Source organism: Pseudomonas sp. HUK17 (assembly GCF_001566765.1).
In genome coordinates this window covers 101,401-120,874 of sequence record NZ_LSMW01000014.1, presented here as the reverse complement: position 1 = coordinate 120,874, position 19,474 = coordinate 101,401, and the positions used below count along the sequence as shown (strand labels likewise).

The window sequence follows — 19,474 nt, the reverse complement described above, 5'->3', positions numbered from 1 at the left end:
CCGGCTCGGAATGCTCATTTACCCTGTGTAAACTCCGCTTCCTCGCCGATTTTTGCCTTGCCTGACCTTCGCTCGGCCACTTCTCAAGCAAGCCTAAAAAAGAAACCCCGCCATGGCGGGGTTTCTTTTTGCCTGGTGAACGGGCCGCCTGAGCGGCCCGTCGGCCATCAGGCGTCGCGGTTGCGGGTCAGCAGCGCGGGCTTCTCGCTGCGGGGCCGGCTTGGCATCTCTTCCAGCTGCTCCAGGGTCGGCAGGCGATCGGCACGCGACGGCTTGTGCACGATCTTCGGCTGCGGCTTGTTCGACGCCCGCTCTTCCGTGGCATAGGCGCGTGGCTCGCTGGGCGCGGCTTCATAGGGCCGGGCGGCACGGGGCTGGCCGTTCTGACCACGACGCTTGCCGGGCTGCTGCTGTTGCTGGCTGCGCGGACCGCGGGCAGCGCCCTGGCCTTGACCCTGGCGGGGCTGGCCCTGGCCGCCGGTCGTGGCGGCGCGCGGCGCGTTGCCGCCGTTGCCACTACGCGGACCCTTGCGGCCCTTGCCCTGGTAGGGGCTCACGTAGTCGACGCTATTGCCGAAGTTGTCGTAGGCGTCATCCAGAAATTCTTCCGGATCACGATTGCGCGGCTGCTGCACAACGGCCTGGCCGGGTTGCGCATTGGCCTGACCGGCGTCATCGCGATCGCGGCGGTCGCGACGATTGCGGGAACGACCCTTGCGCTCGCCCTGGGGCTGGGCGCCGGACTGCTCGCTACCGGCGGCCTTGCCCTGGTTCTGGCCCTGATTCTGGCCTTTGCCTTCGCTGCGCGCCGGCTTGTCGGCCTTCTTCTGACGATTCTGCTGCGGCTTGCCACGGGGTTCGCGCGGGGCGCGCACTTCCGGCTGCTCGGGCGGCACGGACTGCGGATCGAAGCCCTGCATGTCGCCATCCGGAATGCTCTGCTTGGTCAGGCGCTCGATGGCCTTGAGCAGCTTCTCTTCGTCCGGCGCCACCAGCGAGATGGCTTCGCCACTGCGACCGGCCCGGCCGGTACGGCCGATGCGGTGCACATAGTCTTCCTCGACATTGGGCAGCTCGAAGTTGACCACGTGGGGCAACTGGTCGATGTCCAGGCCGCGGGCGGCGATGTCGGTGGCGACGAGGACGCGAACCTCGTTGCTCTTGAAGTCGGCCAGGGCCTTGGTGCGGGCATTCTGGCTCTTGTTGCCATGGATCGGCGCGGCCGGCAGGCCATGCTTGTTCAGGTACTCGGCGAGACGGTTGGCGCCGTGCTTGGTGCGGGTGAACACCAGCACCTGTTCCCAGGCACCCAGGGTGATCAGGTGGGCGAGCAGGGCGCGCTTCTGGTTGGCCGGAATGCGGAACAGCCGCTGTTCGATGCGCTCGACGGTGGTGTTCGGCGGGGTGACCTCGATCCGCTCGGGATCCTGCAGCAACTTGCCGGCGAGGTCGGTGATGTCCTTGGAGAAGGTGGCCGAGAACAGCAGATTCTGGCGCTGCGCCGGCAGGCGGGCCAGGACCTTCTTCACGTCATGGATGAAGCCCATGTCGAGCATGCGGTCGGCTTCGTCCAGCACCAACACCTCGACGGCGGACAGATCGACGCTTTGCTGGCCGGCGAGGTCCAGCAGCCGACCCGGGCAGGCGACGAGGACATCGACACCCTTGGCCAGGGCGGTGACCTGCGGCTTGAGGCCGACGCCACCGAAGACGCAGGCGCTGCGCATGGGCAGGTCGCGGGCATAGACCTTGAAGCTGTCGTGCACCTGAGCCGCCAGTTCGCGGGTCGGCGTCAGTACCAGCACGCGGGGCTGCTTGGCCACATAGTGGTGACCATCGGGATGACCGTTGGGGAACAGGCGCTCGAGCACCGGCAGCGCGAAGCCGCCGGTCTTGCCGGTGCCGGTCTGGGCAGCCACCATCAGATCGCGACCCTGCAGGACGGCCGGAATGGCGCGTTGCTGAACAGGCGTGGGATTCGTGTAGCCAGCGTCTTCCACGGCGCGGGCAAGGGCCTCGGAGAGACCGAGGGAAATGAAGGACATGCGGGGTTCCTGTCTCTGTCGGCGTCCCGCCGACGTGGGGGCGCGGTTGCGCTGCCGGTTGACGTCCGAAAGGTTTCGGACGTCTCGCCCACCCTCATCATCCTGCGCTGGATGAAGAGTCGGGCGATGACCGGTAGCGGTAATCACGATTGGGCGAAGTCGCCGCCAGTTCGCCTGGCCGACTTCAAAAACCGAGGTTTCGCCAGATGGCGATACACGGCTCCGCTTGGTTCAGGGTGTAGAAGTGCACACCAGGTGCCCCGCCTTCGAGCAGTCGCTCGCAGAGGGCGGTCATGACTTCTTCGCCAAAGGCCTGGATGCTCTGGGTATCGTCACCGTAGGCTTCCAGTTGCTTCCGCAGCCAGCGTGGCAGTTCAGCGCCACAGGCATCGGAGAAGCGTGCCAACTTGCTGTAGTTGGTGATCGGCATGATGCCAGGGATCACCGGGGCTTCGACTCCCAGTTTGCGGACACGTTCCACAAAATGGAAGTAGCAGTCGGCGTTGAAGAAGTACTGGGTGACCGCGCGGTCAGCACCGGCCTCCATCTTGTACACGAAATTGCGCACGTCGTCCGTAAAGCTGCGCGCCTGCGGATGGGTTTCCGGATAGGCGGCGACTTCGATATGGAAGTGATCGCCGGTCTCCTCGCGGATGAAGGCGACCAGATCGCTGGCATAGCGCAATTCGCCACCGCCGGACAGGCCCATGCCGGACGGCAGGTCGCCGCGCAGGGCGACGATGCGGTTGATGCCGGCTTCCTGGTACTGCTGCAGCAACTCGCGCAGCTTGGCCTTGCTGTCGCCGACGCAGGACAGATGCGGCGCGGTCGGTACCCCGACCTCGTCGTTGAGCTGGCGCACGGTGCGATAGGTGCCGTCGCGGGTGGAACCGCCGGCGCCGTAGGTGCAGGAAAAGAACTCCGGCCCGTGGCCAGCCAGCTGCCGCGCCGTGGCGATCAGCTTCTCGTGGCCCGCTTCGGTCTTGCAGGGAAAGAATTCGAAACTCAGACTGGGTTTCACGGCGTCTCTCTCGTGAGCAGCCTCCCGCTCCGGGGAGCGGGAGGCTTGGCCATCAGTAACGGTAGCTGTCGGGCTTGAAGGGGCCTTCCTGGGTCACGCCGATGTACTTGGCCTGAGCCTCGGTCAGGCGGGTCACCACGCCACCGAAGCCCTTGACCATTTCCAGCGCCACCTCTTCGTCGAGCTTCTTGGGCAGGACCATGACGGTGACGTTGGCGGTCTTCTCGGCGACCGGCAGGTCGGCGAACTTCTCCTGGTACAGGTGGATCTGCGCCAGCACCTGGTTGGCGAAGGAACCGTCCATGATGCGGCTGGGATGGCCGGTGGCATTGCCCAGGTTCACCAGACGGCCTTCGGCCAGCAGGATCAGGTAGTCGTCGTTGGTCGGATCGACGGTCAGGCCGGTGCGGTGGATCTTGTGCACCTGCGGCTTCACCTCTTCCCAGCCCCAGTGCTGGCGCATGAAGGCGGTGTCGATCTCGTTGTCGAAGTGACCGATGTTGCACACCAGGGCACGCTTCTTCAGTGCCTTGAGCATGTTGGCGTCACAGACGTTGACGTTGCCGGTAGTGGTGACGATCAGGTCGATCTTGCCCAGCAGGGCGCGATCCACGGAGGCTTCGGTGCCGTCGTTCAGACCGTCGACATAGGGCGAGACCAGCTCGTAGCCGTCCATGCAGGCCTGCATGGCGCAGATCGGGTCGACTTCCGAGACCTTGACGATCATGCCTTCCTGGCGCAGCGAGGCAGCCGAACCCTTGCCCACGTCGCCGTAGCCGATCACCAGCGCCTGCTTGCCGGACAGCAGGTGGTCGGTGGCACGCTTGATGGCGTCGTTGAGGCTGTGGCGGCAGCCGTACTTGTTGTCGTTCTTGCTCTTGGTGACCGAGTCGTTGACGTTGATCGCCGGGACCTTGAGGGAGCCGTCCTTGAGCATGTCCAGCAGGCGGTGCACGCCGGTGGTGGTCTCTTCGGTGATGCCGTGCACGCGTTCCAGCACCTGGGGGTACTTGTCGTGCAGGATCTGGGTCAGGTCACCGCCGTCGTCCAGCACCATGTTGGCGTCCCAGGGCTGGCCATCCTTGAGGATGGTCTGCTCGATGCACCACTCGTATTCGGCTTCGGTCTCGCCCTTCCAAGCGAACACCGGGATGCCGGCGGCGGCGATGGCGGCGGCGGCCTGGTCCTGGGTGGAGAAGATGTTGCAGCTGGACCAGCGCACTTCGGCGCCCAGGGCCACCAGGGTCTCGATGAGCACGGCGGTCTGGATGGTCATGTGGATGCAGCCGAGGATCTTGGCGCCGGCCAGGGGTTGTTCACCGGCGTACTTGCGCCGCAGACCCATCAGGGCGGGCATTTCCGATTCGGCGATGATGACTTCGCGACGACCCCAGTCAGCCAGGGAGATGTCGGCGACCTTGAAATCGTTGAAAGCGGCAGGCGTGAGGACAGCGCTCATTGAAGAGTCTCCATTCGTTAGGTGCGAATGGGCGCCGTTGATGCGTTCTGATAACGCTCCGCTCGAGCCTGACAACGTCTGGCGTCATGCCCGCCGAGGGTCCGCGCCAGCGGCGGGTCGGCTAGGATGGGATAACGCAGCGTGCTGCAGCGCCCCTCGAACGGAAGGCGGAGCGGCCTGGTGGCCGCGATGCGCGGGCAGTATAACGAGGATCGCGATAAACCCAAAGGGTGGCGCTCTGCCTCAGGTCCGGCGGAATCTACCGCGCGCACCCCGATCTGATGCTCAAACCCCCCGGAAATTCAAGGAGCCCTGATGAACTTCCATACCCGCAAGTGGGTGAAACCCGAAGACCTCAACGCCAATGGCACCCTGTTCGGCGGCAGCCTGCTCAAGTGGATCGACGAGGAGGCGGCGATCTACGCCATCGTGCAGCTGGAAAATCCCAAGGTGGTGACCAAGTACATCTCGGAGATCAATTTCATCAGCGCCTCGCGTCAGGGCGACATCATCGAACTGGGCATCACCGCCACCGAGTTCGGTCGTACCTCGATCACCCTGAGATGCGAGGTGCGCAACAAGATCACCCGCAAGAGCATCCTCACCATCGACAAGATCGTCTTCGTCAACCTGGACGAGGAAGGCAATCCGGTGCCCCACGGCAAGACCCGGATCACCTACGTCGAGGACAGGTTCAAGGACTCGCCCTGAGCCCCCCACGGGTCACGTCCAGTCGGCGCCGCTCGGCCCAGTAGAGCAGCAGCTCGCGCAGCTGGGAGAGTTCGATCGGTTTGCCCATGTGGCCGTCCATGCCGGCCTCCTGGGCGCGATCCTTGTGCTCGGCGAGGATATGGGCGGTCAGGGCCACCACCGGGGTGCGCGAGCGGTGATTCTGCTGTTCCCAGGCGCGTAGCCGGCGGGTGGCGCCGAAGCCGTCCAGCAAGGGCATCTCGCAGTCCATCAGGATGAGGTCGTAGGTGTTCTGCTGGAGCTTCTCGAAGGCCTCCAGGCCGTTGCTCACGGTGTCAGGTTCGACCCCGAGTTTCTTGAGCATGCCGCGGATCACCTTGACCGAGATGCTGTTGTCTTCGGCCACCAGCACGCGGAAGTCGCTGGGAATGCCGCTGGGCTGTTCCTGGGGCTCGGGTTCGCTGGCCCGCTGGCCACGGCGCGACAGCTCGTCGGCCAGGGTGGCCCTGAGGGTATAGCCGGCCACCGGCTTGGCCAGCACCCGCTTGATGCCGGCGTTGCGGGCGATGACCTTGCTCGGCGCATTGCTCAGGCCGGTGAGCATGATCAGCAGCAGGTCGTGGTTGAGATTCTCGTCTTCGTTGATGCGCGCGGCGAGCTGCATGCCGGTCATGCCCGGCATCTGCTGATCGAGCAGCACCACGTCGAAGTATTCCCGCAGGTGCGACTGGGTGCGCAGCAGGGCCAGGGCCTCGCGCCCGGAGGCGGCGGTGACCGCCTGCATGCCCCAGGCGCTGCACTGCTGCTGCAGGACCTTGCGGCACAGTTCGTTGTCATCGACCACCAGCACCCGCACGTCCTGCAGCGGATAGTCGCTGTCGCCGCGCGACAGCACCAGGGCCTGGGCCGGGATGGGCAGGCTGATCCAGAAGCTCGACCCCCCCTCGGCGTTGTTCTGGATGCCGAAGTCGCCCTGCATCAACAGCACCAGCTGGCGAGCGATGATCAGGCCGAAATCCAGGCTGTCGGTATCGCCGGTGAGGAAGTCGCGGCTGTTGAGGTGGGTGGACAGCAGCTGGCGACTCAGCGCCGCGTCCAGCGGGGTGCCGCTGTCCTGCACCGAGATGCGCAGGCGCGGCGCCTGGCCGGTGGCCTCTTCCAGGGAGATCACCAGCAGGATCTCGCCTTCTTCGGTGCGCTGGAAGGCGTTTTCTAGCAGGTTGAGCAGGATCTGGCGCAGGCGGGTGGGATCGCCGATGAAGCGCCGGGGTACCTGGGGCTGGATGAAGCTGAGCAATTCGACGCGGTGTTCCTCGGCGCGGGGCCGGAAGATGTCCAGGCAGTCGTCGAGCAGGGCATTGAGGTCGAAGGTGACCTCTTCCAGTTCGATCTGGCCGCTTTCCAGGCGGGTGATGTCGATGATCTCGTTGATCAGATTGAGCAGCTCGGCGCCGGCGCTGTGAATGGTCTGCACATAGTCGCGCTGCTTGGCCGACAGAGCGGTGCCCTGCAGCAATTCGGTCATGCCCAGCACGCCGTTCATGGGGGTGCGGATCTCGTGGCTGATGCGCGAGAGGAATTCGGCCTTGCCCTTGAGCTCCGCATGGTTGGCCACGCGATCACGGGTACGGGTGAAGTGCTCTTCGCGCAGGTAGCGGCGGCGCTCCTCCAGGGCCAGGGTGAGCAGGATGCCGCTGAACATGCAGCTGGCGATCAGGCCGCGGCCCATCCACACCGGGGGGTTGGCATAGCCGGCCAGAATCGGCAGCGCGATCAGCCCGGCCAGGGCCAACAGGGCACAGCTCACCACCAGCAGGCGGGCATAGCGGGCGCCCTGGTGCCAGCGCTCCACGGCGATGCCCAGGCAGGCGAGCAGGGCCAGGCCGTTGACGGCCATCAACCAGTCGCCGACGTAGATATCGCCGGCGGCGATGCGACCCACCGCGGCCAGGCCGACCACGGCCAGCAAGACTCTGACCAGCTGACGCATCCAGGGTGGCAGGCGCCGCCAGCCAAAGAAGGCGCCGATCAGATTCAGCCCGGCGGCGCTGCAGGCCAGCACCGACAGATCGGTCAGCAAGGGCGCCTGGCCCTTGAAGCTGCCGAGCAGGAACTTGCTCAAGCCGAACAGGTTCAGCGCCACGCCCACCAGCATCACCAGCAGCAGGGTCAGGGCACTGGTAGCACGACTGCGGTGATAGAGCAGCTGGACGCCGTTATACAGCGCCAGCATCGCCAGGCAACCCAGCAGTACGCCGAACATCACCAGGCGGTGAGTGACCTCGGCTTCGGCACTGCTGCTCAGGGTCAGGGCGATCCGCAGCGGCTGGGGCGATTCGAACCTCAGGAAGAGGTCGAGCGGTTCATCGCTGTGCGGAATCGGAAAGACGAAGTCGCGACTGACCTGCTGCGGATTGAGCAGCGGTCGCGACAGGCCATCGCGGATCTCGCTGAGCAGTTGGTCGTCGCGGTAGGCGAAGAAGTCGAGATAGCCCACATTGGGCGAAATGATGCGCAGCAGACGCTGTTGCGTATCGGGCTGGATACGGGTGTGCAGCCAGAGCGCGCCGGTGCCGGCGGGGCGGTGGGCCTTGGCGGCGGTCAGCGGCTTGAAGGCGGACAGGCGGTCGCGGACGTCGTCGAGCGAGAATTCGCCGGTGACGTCCTCATACTGCGCCCAGCCCGCATCCGGCGTGTTCTCGGCCTGTACGGAGTTGGCCACCAGCAGCAACAGCAGCCAGCTGATCACAAAGCCTATGGCGATCCAGAGCCGGTGCACGAGAGTTCCCTTCGCGAATGCGGACGTCGAGTATAGATCAGCTAGTCACGTCTGTTGACGTAACAGTGTAACAGGCTGATCCCTTGGGCGAGCTTCAGTGTCGCTCGCGAGCGATGGCGCGGTAGCCGATGTCGCTGCGGTGGAAGCAGCCATTCCAGGAGATTTCCCGGGCTAGCACAGAGGCGTTCTGCTGGGCGGCGGAGACCGTTTCGCCCAGGGCCGTGGCGCACAGCACCCGACCGCCGGCCGTCACGACCTGACCGTCGCGCAGGCTGGTGCCGGCGTGGAACACCTTGCCCGGCAGGGCCGCGGCAGCTTCGAGACCGGCGATGGCATCACCCTTGGCATAGTCACCTGGATAGCCGCCAGCGGCCAGGACGATGCCCAGGCTCGGGCGCGGATCCCAGCAGGCTTCGATCTTGTCGAGGGCCTCGGCCAGGGCGGCTTCCACCAGCAGCACCAGGCTGGACTGCAGGCGCAGCATCACCGGTTGGGTCTCGGGATCGCCGAAACGGCAGTTGAATTCGATGACCTTGGGCGCACCGCTCTGGTCGATCATCAGACCGGCGTAGAGAAAGCCGGTGTAGACATTGCCTTCGCGGGCCATGCCGGCCACGGTGGGTTCGATGATTTCGCGCATGACCCGGGCGTGGACCTCGGGGGTCACCACCGGCGCCGGGGAGTAGGCGCCCATGCCGCCGGTGTTGGGGCCGCTGTCGCCGTCGCCGACGCGCTTGTGGTCCTGGCTGGTGGCCATGGGCAGCACGTTCTTGCCGTCGACCATGACGATGAAGCTGGCTTCCTCGCCGTCGAGGAATTCCTCGATCACCACCCGCGCCCCGGCATCGCCGAAGGCGTTGCCGGAAAGCATGTCACGCACGGCGTCCTCGGCTTCGGCCAGGGTCATGGCGACGATCACGCCCTTGCCGGCGGCCAGGCCATCGGCCTTGATCACGATGGGCGCACCCTGCGCGCGCAGATAGGCCAGGGCCGGCTCCACCTCGGTGAAGTTGGCATAGGCGGCGGTGGGGATCTGGTGCCGGGCCAGGAAGTCCTTGGTGAAGGCCTTGGAGCCTTCCAGCTGGGCCGCGCCGGCGGTGGGGCCGAAGCAGGGCAGGCCGCGGCGGCGGAACAGATCGACCACCCCGGCTACCAGCGGCGCCTCGGGGCCGACGATGGTCAGCTCGACGTTGGCGGCGGCGAAGTCGGCCAACTGGTCCAGGGCCAGGACGTCGAGGGCGACGTTCTCGCACTTGGCCTCGGTGGCGGTGCCGGCGTTACCGGGGGCGACATAGACCTTGGTGACCCGGGTGTCCTGGGCGACCTTCCAGGCCAGGGCGTGTTCGCGACCGCCGCTGCCGATGATGAGTACGTTCATGAAGCTTTCCTCTGGGCGGACCGCACGTGGCCATCCGCCGTTGACGATGGAGTCGACGCCGAAGGCCCGATGCCTTCGGCGGGGCGGGCCTTAGTGACGGAAGTGGCGCATGCCGGTGAAGACCATGGCGATGCCGGCTTCGTCGGCGGCGGCGATGACTTCGGCGTCGCGCATGGAGCCGCCCGGCTGGATCACCGCGGTGATGCCATTGGCCGCGGCGTTGTCGATGCCGTCACGGAAGGGGAAGAAGGCGTCCGAGGCCATGACCGCCCCGGCCACGGCCAGACCGGCGTGCTCGGCCTTGATGGCGGCGATGCGTGCCGAGTTGACGCGGCTCATCTGGCCGGCACCGATACCCACGGTCTGCTGGCCCTTGGCATAGACGATGGCGTTGGATTTGACGAACTTGGCCACCTTCCAGGCGAAGATCAGGTCCTGCAGCTCCTGTTCGCTGGGCGCGCGCTGGGTCACCACCTTGAGGTCGTCGGCGGTGATCATGGCGATGTCGCGGCTCTGCACCAGCAGACCGCCGTTGACGCGCTTGAGGTCCAGGCCGGGCTTGCGCTCGGCGGGCCATTCGCCGCATTCCAGCAAGCGGACGTTGGCCTTGGCCGCCACCACCTCGCGGGCCTCGGCGCTGACGCGCGGGGCGATGATCACCTCGACGAACTGGCGTTCGACGATGGCGCGGGCGGTCTCGGCGTCCAGTTCGCGGTTGAAGGCGATGATGCCGCCAAAGGCCGACTCGCTGTCGGTGGCATAGGCCAGTTCATAGGCCTGGCGGATGTCGCCGGCCACGGCCACGCCGCAGGGGTTGGCGTGCTTGACGATGACGCAGGCCGGCGCGTCGTAGCTCTTCACGGTTTCCAGGGCGGCGTCGGTGTCGGCGACGTTGTTGAAGGACAGTTCCTTGCCCTGCAACTGGGTGGCGGTGGCCACGCAGGCTTCGCTGGCGTGCTCGACATAGAAGGCGGCCTGCTGGTGCGGGTTCTCGCCGTATCTCATGTCCTGCGCCTTGATGAACTGGGCGCTGAAGGTGCGCGGGAAGGCGGCGCGGCCTGCGGTGGACAGGGTCTCGGCCTGCTGGTCGATGCTGCCCAGGTAGTTGGCGATCATGCCGTCGTAGGCGGCGGTGTGCTCGAAGGCCTTGAGCGCCAGGTCGAAGCGCTGGGCATAGGTCAGGCCGCCGGCCTTGAGGTCGTCGAGGATGGCCGCGTAGTCGCTGGCATTGACCACGATGGCGACGTCCTTGTGGTTCTTGGCCGCGCTGCGGACCATGGTCGGCCCGCCGATGTCGATGTTCTCGATGGCGTCGGCCAGGCTACAGCCGGGCTTGGCCACGGTGGCGGCGAAGGGGTAGAGATTGACCGCGACCAGGTCGATCGGACGGATGCCGTGTTCGCTCATCACCTCATGGTCGACGCCACGACGACCGAGGATGCCGCCGTGGATCTTGGGATGCAGGGTCTTGACGCGACCGTCCATCATCTCCGGGAAGCCGGTGTAGTCGGCGACTTCCACCGCCGGGATGCCTTCGTCGCGCAAGAGCTTGTAGGTGCCGCCGGTGGACAGGATTTCCACGCCGATGGCCGCGAGTTCACGGGCGAAGTCGACGACGCCCGTCTTGTCGGACACGCTGATCAGCGCACGGCGGACGGGGAGGAGAGAGGTCTGGTCGGTCATGGTCATGTCCATCAGGAGGAAGAAGACCGCCGGTCAAGCCCCCTGGGCCGCCGGCGAGGAGGCGGATCAGAGCAGGTCGTACTGCTTGAGCTTCTTGCGCAGGGTGCCGCGATTGAGCCCGAGCATCTCCGACGCCTTGGTCTGGTTGCCCTTGACGTAATTCATCACGCTTTCGAGCAGGGGTGCTTCCACTTCGCAGAGCACCATGTTGTAGACGTCGGTCACCGGCTGCCCATCGAGGTGGGCGAAGTAATTGCGCAGCGCCTTTTCCACGCTGTCGCGCAGCGTCTGGCCTTCCTGCAGGGGAGCGGTCAGGTGCTGCTTGAGGTCGCCGTTGTCACTCACGGGCGCTGTTCCAGTCAAAGTCTCGGTCATCGAATTCATGCCACCTGCTTCCCGGTCGGGGGCTGCGCGAAGAACGCGCGAATGCTGGCGTGCTGGGCTTGGGTGTCTTGCAGTCGGTTGAACTGGGCGCGCGATTCCGCAGCGCCCGGCCGGTCGGCCAGGTACCAGCCGACGTGCTTGCGGGCGATGCGCACGCCCATTTCCGGGCCGTAGAAGGCGTGCAGGGCGTCGAGATGCTCCAGCAGGATGGCCTCCACCTCGGCAGCGCTGGGCGCCGCCAGGTGTTCGCCGGTCGCCAGGTAGTGGGCGATCTCGCGGAAGATCCAGGGCCGACCCTGGGCGGCGCGGCCGATCAGCAGGCCGTCGCAGCCGGTGTGTTCGAGCACCTTGCGGGCCTTTTTCGGGCTGTCGATGTCGCCGTTGGCGAACACCGGGATGCCGACCGCCTGCTTGATGGCGGCGATGGTGTCGTACTCGGCGGCACCGAGGAACCGGTCGTCGCGGGTACGGCCATGTACGGCCAGGGCCTGGATGCCGGCCGCCTCGGCCAGCTGCGCGATGCGCAGGCCGTTGCGATTGTCGGGACTCCAGCCGGTGCGGATCTTCAGGGTCACGGGCACGTCCACTGCCGCCACCACGGCGGCGAGGATCTCGGCCACCAGGGCCTCGTCCTTCATCAGCGCGGAGCCGGCGGCCTTGTTGCAGACCTTTTTCGCCGGGCAGCCCATGTTGATGTCGATGATCTGGGCACCCAGTTCGACATTGCGCTGTGCCGCTTCGGCCAGCATCGCCGGATCGCCGCCGGCGATCTGCACCGAACGCGGTTCCTGCTCGCTGGCGTGGATCAGGCGCAGCCGCGACTTGCGGCTGTCATAGAGCCGCACGTCACTGGTCACCATCTCCGACACGGCCATGCCGGCGCCGAGTGCCAGGCACAGGCGCCGGAAGGGCAGGTCGGTGACCCCGGCCATGGGCGCGAGAATCAGCGGATTGGGCAAGGTATAAGGGCCGATGCGTACCATCGACATATCTTTTTCCCTGGCGAATAGGCGCCTGTTCCGCCTGCGCCGGAAACCGGCCGCGGACAGGGGCTGCTGTGCTTGAAAAGGGTTGGGAATGATACCCGCTCGCCGCCTCGGGATAAAGCGCGAGTTGGCTAGTTTATGAGCAATTCACCCTGGGGCTACTCCGGCGAGAAGAAGCTCAGACTGTAGTTCACCGCCCGCGGGCCGGGGTCGAGAATGTCCAGCGCGATGTGGATCGGCGTCTGCGGCGGCATCTCGTCCTGGCCTTTCAGTTCGCCATTCAGGTATTCGCCCGGCTTGAAACGGCGGCTGGCGAGCAGCTGCCCGTTGAGGTCGGCGAAGCGCAATTCCAGCATCGGAAAGGGCTGCGAGAAGGGCGCCCGGTTGTAGAGGATGGCATCGACGCGCAGGGCGCCGGAGAATTGCGGATGGCTGCGCACTACCAGGTTGCTGCTGCGGATCTGCTGGACATCGACCTTGGACGGCACCTTGCAGCCCAGGCTGGCACAGGCCTGGACGAACAGCGGGCGATAGCTGTCCTGCCGTGCCAGTTCGTCGAAGTGGTAATAGACGTACTGGCTGGCCAGGCCGACCAGTGCCAGCAGGCAGAGCAGTAGCCACAGCAGGCGGCGCCCCCAGTGTGGGCGCTGCTGGTGACTGTCCAGTTGCAGCGGTTCGTCGTGCAGGTCCAGCAGCGGATCGTCCTGCCATTCCGGCTCGCTGCGCAGGACGCCCGCGGACTTGGCCGCCGGCGCCTCGTCGTCGCGGTCGCGGTCGGCGCTGAGAGGTTCGGCTGCGGGCTCCTGCCAGTCGTCGAGGCGGCCCAGGCCGGGTTCGGCGCGTTCGTCTTCGTCGGCCTCGACCCGGCCGAGTGCCGGCTCCTGGCGCTCGGCCGGTGCGGCGGTGAGGGGCGCGGGCGGCGTGGCCGGGGCCGGTTTCAATGGGGTGCGCAGGGCCGTGAGCGGGGCCGCCGGCGCGACGGCAGGCAAGGGGCTGATGGCCGGCTCGGGCTCGGGTTCCGATGCGAATGCGGGTTCCGGCGCAAGCGCTGGTTCCGGTTCGGCGGCGGTGAGGGGCACAGACAGCGGTTCGGGCTCGAACGCCACTTCGGGCTCGAACGCCACTTCGGGCTCGGTCGGCAGGCGCAGGGATTCCGGCTCGGGTTCGCGTGCGGCGGATAGGGCGCCAAGCGAAGGCAGCGCGAAGGCCTCCTCGTCTTCCTGGAGGCGGCGGGCAGCCAGGCCTTGGGCCGGTGCCGGTTCTTCCCGCGGCGTGGTGACGGCAGGCGGCGCGGCGATGGCGGGAGGCGCAGTCGGCGCGCGGCGCTGTTCTTCCAGGGCGCCCAGGCGAGCAACCTCGGCGTCCAATTCCAGATGGCTCAGGTCCAGTTCGTCATGGGGCCAGGCCGCTTCACTGGGCGTCGGCGCCGGCATGGGCGGCGCGGGCACGGGTTCCGGTGCCGTCAAAGGCGCGGCCTGATTGCTGGCGTTGAACACTTCCAGGCAGACGCCACAGCGTACGTCGCCATCCGCGGCGGCCAGGTGTTCCTGGGTGACGCGGAAGCGGGTATGGCAATGCGGACACTGGGCGACGAGGGATTCGGTCATGGCGAGGCGACAGCCAGGGAATTTAAGCGCGCTAGTGTACCCGAAGGCCCAGGCGAAAGAAGGGGCTCCACCGGGCCGCCGGGTAAGCGGCCTGGTGGAGCCTTGGCCGATCAGCGGCGGCGGGTCCCGCTGATGCGCACCCAGCCGTCCAGGGTGGCGGTGGGCTCCAGGTCGAAGCAGCCGGCGTAGGCGGCGCGCACGTCCTCGGCCTGCTCGGCGAGGATGCCGGAAAGCGCCAGGCGCCCGCCGATGTGGGTCAGACGGGTGATTTGCTCGGCCAGGCCGACCAGCGGACCGGCAAGGATGTTGGCCACCACCACGTCGGCCGGCTCGTCTGGCAGATCGGCGGGCAGATAAAGCGGAAAGCGTGCCGGGTCGATGCCGTTGCGATTGGCGTTCTCCCGCGAGGCTTCCAGGGCCTGGACGTCGATGTCGGTGCCCACGGCGCGCTCGGCGCCCAGCAGCAGGGCGGCGATGGCGAGGATGCCCGAGCCGCAGCCGAAATCCAGCACCTGCCGACCTGCGACCGGTTCGCCGTCCAGCCATTGCAGGCACAGCGAGGTGGTGGGATGGGTGCCGGTACCGAAGGCCAGGCCCGGATCCAGCAGCAGATTGACCGCCTCGGGTTCCGGGGCCTCGTGCCAGCTGGGCACGATCCACAGCCGCTGGCCGAAGCGCATGGGCTGGAAGTTGTCCATCCAGCTGCGCTCCCACTCCTGGTCTTCCAGGCGCTCCACCTCGTAGGTCAGGCCGTTGGCCAGCAGCTGCACGCGCTGTTCCAGGGCCGCGGCGTCGGTGTCGCCTTCGAACAGCGCCAGCAGGTGGGTCTGGGACCACAGCGGGGTGGTGCCCAGATCCGGCTCGAAGATCGGCTGGTCCTCGGCGTCCATGAAGGTCACCGAGACGGCGCCCAATTCGAGCATGAGGTCTTCGTAGGTTTCCGCCTGAGCGGGGGTGAGGGCGAGGCGGACTTGCAGCCAGGACATGGTGGGCTACCTGAATCGGGTCAAAGCGGGGAGGGTAAATGAAAACGGGCTGCCCGAAGGCAGCCCGTTTACTAGGTAAGAAGCCGACGGGGCGAGCGAGCTAGGTCAGGCAAGGCGGAAATCGCCGAGGAAGCGCAGTTTACATAGAGTAAATGAGCATTCCGAGGCGGTTTCCAACGCAGCCTGGCCGACGCGCAGCCGTCACGCTAGTTAGTGGCGCATGCCGAGCTTCTTCTCCAGATAGTGGATGTTCACCGCGCCCTGGCCGAAGGCCTGGTCGCGGGTCAGCATCCGGTGCAGATCGGCGTTGGTCTTGATGCCGTCGACGATCAGCTCGTCCAGGGCGTTGCGCATCCGGGCCATGGCCTCGTCGCGGGTCTTGCCCCAGGTGATCAGCTTGGCGATCAGCGAATCGTAGTTTGGCGGAACCTTGTAGCCGCTGTACAGGTGCGAATCGACCCGCACGCCGTTGCCGCCCGGGGCATGGAAATGCTTGACCAGGCCCGGGGAGGGCATAAAGGTCTTGGGGTCTTCGGCGTTGATCCGGCACTCGATGGCGTGACCGGTGATCTTGATGTCTTCCTGCTTGATCGACAGTTTGTTGCCAGCGGCGATGCTGAGCATCTCCTTGACGATGTCGACACCAGTGATCATCTCGGTCACCGGATGCTCCACCTGCACGCGGGTGTTCATCTCGATGAAGTAGAAGCGGCCGTCTTCGTAGAGGAATTCGAAGGTGCCGGCGCCCCGGTAGCCGATGTCGATGCAGGCCTTGACGCAGCGCGCCAGGACTTCTTCACGGGCCTTTTCGTCGATCTGGGGCGCAGGCGCCTCTTCGATGACCTTCTGATGGCGGCGCTGCAGCGAGCAGTCGCGATCGTAGAGGTGCACGGCATTGCCCTGGCCATCGGAGAGCACCTGGACTTCCACGTGACGCGGATTGCCGAGGAACTTCTCCATGTAGACCATGGAGTTGCCAAAGGCGGCGCCGGCCTCGGTCTGGGTCAGCTTGATCGACTTGATCAGCTCGGCTTCGTCCTCCACCACGCGCATGCCACGACCACCACCGCCACCGGCGGCCTTGATGATCACCGGATAGCCGACTTCGCGGCCGATGCGCAGGCACTCGGCCTCGTCATCCGGCAGGGCGCCATCGGAGCCCGGTACGGTGGGTACGCCGGCCTGCTTCATGGCGTTCTTGGCGGAGACCTTGTCGCCCATCAGGCGAATCACGCTGGCGGTGGGGCCGACGAAGGCGAAACCGGACTGCTCCACCTGCTCGGCGAAGTCGGCGTTCTCGGCGAGAAAGCCGTAGCCGGGATGGATGGCGGTGGCACCGGTGACTTCCGCGGCGCTGATGATGGCCGGGATGTTCAGGTAGGACAGGGGCGAGGGGGCCGGGCCGATGCACACCGATTCGTCGGCGAGGGACAGATGCATCAGTTCGCGGTCGGCGGTGGAATGAACCGCCACCGTCTTGATGCCCAGCTCCTTGCAGGCACGCACCACGCGCAGGGCGATTTCCCCGCGGTTGGCGATCAGGACTTTTTCCAGCATCGTGGGCTCCACGGGCTTAGACAATGGTGAACAGCGGCTGGTCGAATTCGACGGGCTGACCGTTCTCGACCAGCACCTGGCCGATGGTACCGCTGGCTTCGGCTTCGATGTGGTTCATCATCTTCATGGCTTCGACGATGCACAGGATGTCGCCTTTCTTCACCTGCTGGCCGACTTCGACGAAGGCCGGGGTGGTGGGCGAGGACGCGCGGTAGAAGGTGCCCACCATGGGCGAGCGAGCCACGTTACCGGTCAGTTGCGGAGCGGCGGCTTCGGCAGGAGCGGCGGCGGCCGGCGCAGCGGCCGGAGCCGGAGCGGCGACCGGCGCGGGGGCAGCGGCGTAGACGGTCTGCATGCCTTGGTTGCGGCCGGTGTTGCGGCTGATGCGGACGGACTCTTCGCCTTCGCGGATTTCCAGCTCGTCGATACCGGACTCTTCCAGCAACTCGATCAGTTTCTTGACTTTACGGATGTCCATTGGCGTTGGCTCTCCCCTCGGGTTCAGGTGATGTTCTGGATATTGAGTCGCGCTCAGCCGCGGGCGGCGAGCTGTTCGCAGGCGGCTTCCAGGGCCAGGCGATAGCCACTGGCACCGAGCCCGCAGATGACACCGACCGCCACGTCGGAAAAATAGGAGTGGTGGCGGAAGGCTTCGCGCTTGTGCACGTTCGACAGGTGCACTTCGATGAATGGGATGCTCACCGCGAGCAAGGCGTCACGTAGCGCGACGCTGGTATGGGTGAAGGCGGCCGGATTGATCAGGATGAAATCCACTCCTTCGTCGCGCGCGGCGTGGATGCGTTCGATCAGCAGGTGCTCGGCATTGCTTTGCAGATATTGCAGGCGATGCCCCGCCGCGGTGGCGCGGGCTTCGAGATCGGCATTGATCTGGGCCAGGGTGGTGGCACCGTAGACGCCCGGCTCGCGGGTGCCCAGCAGATTCAGGTTGGGCCCGTGCAGTACCAGCAGATGCGCCATAGCCACTTGCCTCGCGATTTCGCAACCAGATTGGCCGCGGACTATGCCGCAACCAGAGGTGACTGTCCAGTCGCTAGACGTTTGCCGGAAATAGCCGCACGTTGGGCGAAATTCTTTTAATCGCTGGCGATAAGCCTTTTTGCTTCGTCGAGTCGGGCGAGAAAGCCCGCGGCGTCGATTTCGCCGACGATGCGTCCCTTTGCCTGTTCCTGGCCGTTGGCCGCATAGAACAGGATCGCCGGCGGGCCGAACAGGCCGTGCTGCTGCAGCCACTGCCGCTGTTCCCGGGTGCTTTGCGTCACATCGAAGCGGATCAGCTCGAAGTCCCTGAGTTGTGCCTGGACTTCGGGGTTGCCGAATACCTCGCGCTCGATGATCTTGCAGCTGATGCACCAGTCGGCGTAGACGTCCACCAGCACCGGTCGACCGCCGCCGAGACTGCTGGTTAAAGCAGCCGGATCGCTGAGGCTGCGCATGCCGTCGGGGTGCGCAGCCACTCCAGGCGCCGTCGAGTCACCCAGGGGCCGCAGCGGATCGCTGGCGCCGTGCAGGGCACCGATACCCGCCGCCACGCCATAGACCACCAGGGCCAGCCCGGCGAGTTGCAGCAGGCGCTGACGGGGCGGCTTGGGCACCAATTCCAGGGCCCCGAGAAACAACCCGACGCCGGCCGCCAGCAGGCCCCAGGCGGCCAAGGCCAGTGGTCCCGGCAACAGCCGTTCGAGCAGCCACAGGGCCACCGCCAGCAGCAGCACGCCAAAGGCGTTGCGCATGCCCACCAGCCAGGCGCCGCTGCGTGGCAGCAGGGCGCCGCCACCGGCGGCGATGAGGATCAGCGGGGTACCCATGCCCAGACCCAGGGCGAACAGGGCGAATCCGCCGCCAAGCCAGTCGGCGGTGCTGCTGATGTAGAGCAACAGGCCCGCCAGGGGTGCCGAGACACAGGGCGAGACGATCAGGCTGGAGAGCACGCCCAGGGTGGCCGCGCCGCCGAGGGAGCCGCCGCGGGTGCCGCTGGCCAGCCGTTCCAGGCGCTCGCGCAGGGCCGCCGGCAGGCGCAGTTCGAAAAGGCCGAACATGGCCAGGGCGAACAGCAGGAACAGCGCGGCGAAGGGAATCAGCACCCAGGCCGACTGCAGTTGCGCCTGCAGATTGAGACTGGCGCCAAAGACGCCCATGAGCGCGCCCAGGGCCGCGAAGCTCAGGGCCATGGGCACCACGTAGGCCAGCGCCAGCAGCAGGCCACGACCCGGACGCGCCTTGCCGGCCAGCACCACCGCCGAGACGATAGGCAGCATCGGCAGGACGCAGGGGGTGAAGGTCAGCCCCAGCCCGGCGAGGAAGGCCAGCAGGAGTCTGTTCCAGCCGACCTGATCGGGGGCAGGGGCGCTGGCCACCGGGCTCGCCGTGGGCAAGGCCGCGGAGCTGGCGATATCCAGGATGCGGGTTTCCGGTGGATAGCAGAGACCTCGGTCGGCGCAACCCTGGTAGGTGACCGTGATCCGACCGCCGCGGCCGGGCGCGAGGGGCAGGGGGATGTCGACGCCGGCGTGATAGACCTGGACATCGCCGAACCATTCATCGTGCTTGGGCTCGCCGGGCGGCAGGACCACCGGTGCGCTCAGCAGGCCGGGATCGGCGTCGAAGGCGAAGCGCTGCCGATAGAGGTAGTAGCCCTCGGCTATGGTGAAGCGCACCAGGGGGCGGCCCTCGGCATCACGGCGCTGCTCCAGGCGAAAGGCCTGATCCACCGGCAGGAATTGCTGGCCCCCGCGCTGACCGTCCAGGCCCAGCGTGGCGGTCGAGCGCGGTGCATCGAACAGGCCGGCGGCGGCGGGCAGGGTCAGCAGCAGGGTGAGCAGGAACAGCAGGACACGCATGGGCTTCTCGATGATCGGCAGCGGCCGATCATAGCAGAGGC

The 19,474-nt window shown here is 66.5% G+C and carries 15 protein-coding genes and 1 riboswitch; of the genes, 1 reads left to right on the top strand and 14 read right to left on the bottom strand.

Annotated elements, in window-relative coordinates:
• Nucleotides 1-167: 167 nt before the first annotated feature.
• From AX284_RS09915 to ahcY, 3 genes are all read right to left on the bottom strand, one after another.
• On the bottom strand, nt 168-2,045 hold the full coding sequence (locus AX284_RS09915) for a DEAD/DEAH box helicase (RefSeq protein ID WP_017641068.1): 1,878 nt from the start codon (nt 2,043-2,045) through the stop codon (nt 168-170).
• A 184-nt stretch (nt 2,046-2,229) separates the two neighbouring features.
• Nucleotides 2,230-3,066: a methylenetetrahydrofolate reductase [NAD(P)H] gene (gene metF / locus AX284_RS09910; RefSeq protein WP_017641067.1), complete on the bottom strand. Its 837-nt coding sequence runs from the start codon at nt 3,064-3,066 to the stop codon at nt 2,230-2,232.
• A 52-nt stretch (nt 3,067-3,118) separates the two neighbouring features.
• Nucleotides 3,119-4,525, bottom strand: a complete 1,407-nt coding sequence (ahcY, locus tag AX284_RS09905) for an adenosylhomocysteinase (protein ID WP_017641066.1) — start codon at nt 4,523-4,525, stop codon at nt 3,119-3,121.
• Between the two features lie 22 nt (nt 4,526-4,547).
• A riboswitch (S-adenosyl-L-homocysteine riboswitch) is annotated at nt 4,548-4,689 on the bottom strand.
• 151 nt (nt 4,690-4,840) lie between these two features.
• On the opposite strand from ahcY, the gene AX284_RS09900 reads away from it, so the two are divergent.
• Nucleotides 4,841-5,236 (top strand): acyl-CoA thioesterase, encoded by a 396-nt coding sequence (locus AX284_RS09900; protein ID WP_017641065.1) that lies wholly within the window; start codon nt 4,841-4,843, stop codon nt 5,234-5,236.
• Here the strand turns inward: AX284_RS09900 and AX284_RS09895 are convergent.
• The 11 genes from AX284_RS09895 to dsbD form a co-directional block, all read right to left on the bottom strand.
• On the bottom strand, nt 5,220-7,994 hold the full coding sequence (locus tag AX284_RS09895; protein ID WP_068384992.1) for a hybrid sensor histidine kinase/response regulator: 2,775 nt from the start codon (nt 7,992-7,994) through the stop codon (nt 5,220-5,222). The two genes, AX284_RS09900 and AX284_RS09895, sit on opposite strands and share 17 nt — an antisense overlap.
• A gap of 94 nt (nt 7,995-8,088) precedes the next feature.
• A complete protein-coding gene (gene purD, locus AX284_RS09890; protein ID WP_017641063.1) occupies nt 8,089-9,372 on the bottom strand; it encodes a phosphoribosylamine--glycine ligase in 1,284 nt (427 codons plus the stop codon).
• Nucleotides 9,373-9,462: 90 nt separating this feature from the next.
• Entirely contained in the window at nt 9,463-11,055 is a 1,593-nt protein-coding gene (purH, locus tag AX284_RS09885; RefSeq protein WP_068384989.1) for a bifunctional phosphoribosylaminoimidazolecarboxamide formyltransferase/IMP cyclohydrolase, read from the bottom strand.
• Between the two features lie 66 nt (nt 11,056-11,121).
• On the bottom strand, nt 11,122-11,439 hold the full coding sequence (fis, locus tag AX284_RS09880) for a DNA-binding transcriptional regulator Fis (RefSeq protein WP_026083845.1): 318 nt from the start codon (nt 11,437-11,439) through the stop codon (nt 11,122-11,124).
• The gene (dusB, locus tag AX284_RS09875; RefSeq protein ID WP_068384986.1) at nt 11,436-12,428 is read right to left on the bottom strand and encodes a tRNA dihydrouridine synthase DusB; all 993 of its coding nucleotides are present in this window, start codon (nt 12,426-12,428) and stop codon (nt 11,436-11,438) included. The genes fis and dusB overlap by 4 nt, the downstream gene beginning before the upstream one ends.
• 155 nt (nt 12,429-12,583) lie before the next feature.
• Nucleotides 12,584-14,032 (bottom strand): DUF3426 domain-containing protein, encoded by a 1,449-nt coding sequence (locus AX284_RS09870; protein WP_068384985.1) that lies wholly within the window; start codon nt 14,030-14,032, stop codon nt 12,584-12,586.
• A gap of 110 nt (nt 14,033-14,142) precedes the next feature.
• Nucleotides 14,143-15,018 carry a 50S ribosomal protein L11 methyltransferase gene (gene prmA / locus AX284_RS09865; RefSeq protein WP_068384981.1) on the bottom strand — a complete coding sequence of 292 codons (876 nt, stop codon included), beginning with the start codon at nt 15,016-15,018 and terminating at the stop codon, nt 14,143-14,145.
• Nucleotides 15,019-15,228: 210 nt separating this feature from the next.
• The gene (accC, locus tag AX284_RS09860; protein ID WP_064309286.1) at nt 15,229-16,575 is read right to left on the bottom strand and encodes an acetyl-CoA carboxylase biotin carboxylase subunit; all 1,347 of its coding nucleotides are present in this window, start codon (nt 16,573-16,575) and stop codon (nt 15,229-15,231) included.
• A 16-nt stretch (nt 16,576-16,591) separates the two neighbouring features.
• Entirely contained in the window at nt 16,592-17,053 is a 462-nt protein-coding gene (gene accB / locus AX284_RS09855; protein WP_017641057.1) for an acetyl-CoA carboxylase biotin carboxyl carrier protein, read from the bottom strand.
• A 53-nt stretch (nt 17,054-17,106) separates the two neighbouring features.
• Nucleotides 17,107-17,553 carry a type II 3-dehydroquinate dehydratase gene (aroQ, locus tag AX284_RS09850; protein ID WP_007161587.1) on the bottom strand — a complete coding sequence of 149 codons (447 nt, stop codon included), beginning with the start codon at nt 17,551-17,553 and terminating at the stop codon, nt 17,107-17,109.
• 116 nt (nt 17,554-17,669) lie between these two features.
• Nucleotides 17,670-19,433, bottom strand: coding sequence for a protein-disulfide reductase DsbD (gene dsbD, locus AX284_RS09845; RefSeq protein ID WP_068384978.1), 1,764 nt, complete (start codon nt 19,431-19,433; stop codon nt 17,670-17,672).
• Nucleotides 19,434-19,474 lie beyond the last annotated feature (41 nt).

What these genes read in the sequence shown, in the direction of transcription:
- AX284_RS09915 (WP_017641068.1), bottom strand. Translation starts at nt 2,045, where the DNA reads ATGTCCTTCATTTCCCTCGGTCTCTCCGAGGCCCTTGCCCGCGCCGTG.
- ahcY (WP_017641066.1), bottom strand. Translation starts at nt 4,525, where the DNA reads ATGAGCGCTGTCCTCACGCCTGCCGCTTTCAACGATTTCAAGGTCGCC.
- AX284_RS09900 (WP_017641065.1), top strand. Translation starts at nt 4,841, where the DNA reads ATGAACTTCCATACCCGCAAGTGGGTGAAACCCGAAGACCTCAACGCC.
- purD (WP_017641063.1), bottom strand. Translation starts at nt 9,372, where the DNA reads ATGAACGTACTCATCATCGGCAGCGGCGGTCGCGAACACGCCCTGGCC.
- purH (WP_068384989.1), bottom strand. Translation starts at nt 11,055, where the DNA reads ATGACCGACCAGACCTCTCTCCTCCCCGTCCGCCGTGCGCTGATCAGC.
- fis (WP_026083845.1), bottom strand. Translation starts at nt 11,439, where the DNA reads ATGAATTCGATGACCGAGACTTTGACTGGAACAGCGCCCGTGAGTGAC.
- dusB (WP_068384986.1), bottom strand. Translation starts at nt 12,428, where the DNA reads ATGTCGATGGTACGCATCGGCCCTTATACCTTGCCCAATCCGCTGATT.
- AX284_RS09870 (WP_068384985.1), bottom strand. Translation starts at nt 14,032, where the DNA reads ATGACCGAATCCCTCGTCGCCCAGTGTCCGCATTGCCATACCCGCTTC.
- prmA (WP_068384981.1), bottom strand. Translation starts at nt 15,018, where the DNA reads ATGTCCTGGCTGCAAGTCCGCCTCGCCCTCACCCCCGCTCAGGCGGAA.
- accC (WP_064309286.1), bottom strand. Translation starts at nt 16,575, where the DNA reads ATGCTGGAAAAAGTCCTGATCGCCAACCGCGGGGAAATCGCCCTGCGC.
- accB (WP_017641057.1), bottom strand. Translation starts at nt 17,053, where the DNA reads ATGGACATCCGTAAAGTCAAGAAACTGATCGAGTTGCTGGAAGAGTCC.
- aroQ (WP_007161587.1), bottom strand. Translation starts at nt 17,553, where the DNA reads ATGGCGCATCTGCTGGTACTGCACGGGCCCAACCTGAATCTGCTGGGC.
- dsbD (WP_068384978.1), bottom strand. Translation starts at nt 19,433, where the DNA reads ATGCGTGTCCTGCTGTTCCTGCTCACCCTGCTGCTGACCCTGCCCGCC.